Genomic DNA, 1,195 nt, shown 5'->3' on the forward strand with positions numbered 1-1,195 from the left:
GGCAGGGGAATCGCATTTGAGTAGAGAAGGGGTTGCGGGCGGAGGAGGAATGGAATCTGTGAGGGCTTTCTCTGAGGGGAGGAAGTCCGGTGACCTCGCTGATTGCGATTCTGCGGGAGGTGCGCGACCCGCGGGATGTGAACGCCCGGCACGATCTGGCGGAGCTGTTGTTCCTGGCGCTGGCGGCGACGCTGTGCGGGGCGAAGAGCTGCGTGGAGATCGCGGAGTTCGGGGACGGTCGGGAAGACGAGCTGCGGGAATTCCTGGAGCTGGAACATGGAATTCCGAGCCACGACACGTTCAGCCGTGTGTTCCGTCTGCTCGACCCGGTCGAGCTGTCGCAGGCCTTTACGGCCTTCATGACGGCGCTGCGGCGGGATCTCGGGTTGCCACCGCCGCAGGGGGTGGTGGCGATCGATGGCAAGGCGCTGCGGCGCGGGTACGAGAAGGGCAAGGCGCATCTGCCGCCCTTGATGGTGAGCGTGTGGGACAGCGAGACCCGGCTTTCGATCGCGGCGGCGCGGGCGCCGGGCGGCTCGGAGGTGCAGGCCACCCTCGATCTTCTGAAAGCCTTGACGCTGAAGGGCTGCACGGTGACGGCCGATGCCCTGCATTGCCATCCGGCGATGGCCGAAGCGGTGCTGGCGGCGAAGGCGCAGTATGCCCTGGGGCTGAAGGCCAACCACGGCCCGTTGTTTGCAGCCGCCGAAGCGGCTTTCACGGCCGCCGGCGATCTCGCCGGCTTCGAGACCCGGGAGCGGGCGCATGGCCGGTCGGAATGGCGGCAGGCCTCGGTGCTGCCGATCAGCGGGTTGACCAATCCGCCGTCCTTCCCCGGTCTCAAGGCGATCGGCCGGATCCAGGCCGAACGTATCGGCGGCGACGGCAAAGTCTCCCGAGCCATGCGATATATCGCCCTGTCGAAAGCCCTCTCCGCCCGCCAGCTCGCCCAAGTCGTCCGCGCCCACTGGACCATCGAGAACCAGCTCCACTGGATCCTCGACGTCGTCTTCGACGAAGACAATGCTCGCACCCGCAAGGACAACGGCCCGGAGAACCTCGCCGTTATCCGCCGCCTTGCCCACAACATCTTGCAGGCCCATCCCCTCAACAAACCCCTCATCAGCAAAATGCGACGTGCAAACTGGAGCAAAGAGTTCTTCTTCGAGCTCTTTGCCCATATGCGATAGCCCTG

The 1,195-nt window shown here is 65.6% G+C and carries 1 protein-coding gene; it reads left to right on the forward strand.

All coding sequences use genetic code 11. The features are described from left to right. Positions 1-89: 89 nt before the first annotated feature. A complete protein-coding gene (locus P409_RS34800; RefSeq protein WP_034849536.1) occupies positions 90-1,190 on the forward strand; it encodes an ISAs1 family transposase in 1,101 nt (366 codons plus the stop codon). The last annotated feature ends 5 nt before the right edge of the window (positions 1,191-1,195 follow it).

The sequence above is a fragment of the Inquilinus limosus MP06 genome (genome assembly GCF_000767795.1).
Taxonomy (GTDB): domain Bacteria; phylum Pseudomonadota; class Alphaproteobacteria; order DSM-16000; family Inquilinaceae; genus Inquilinus; species Inquilinus limosus_E.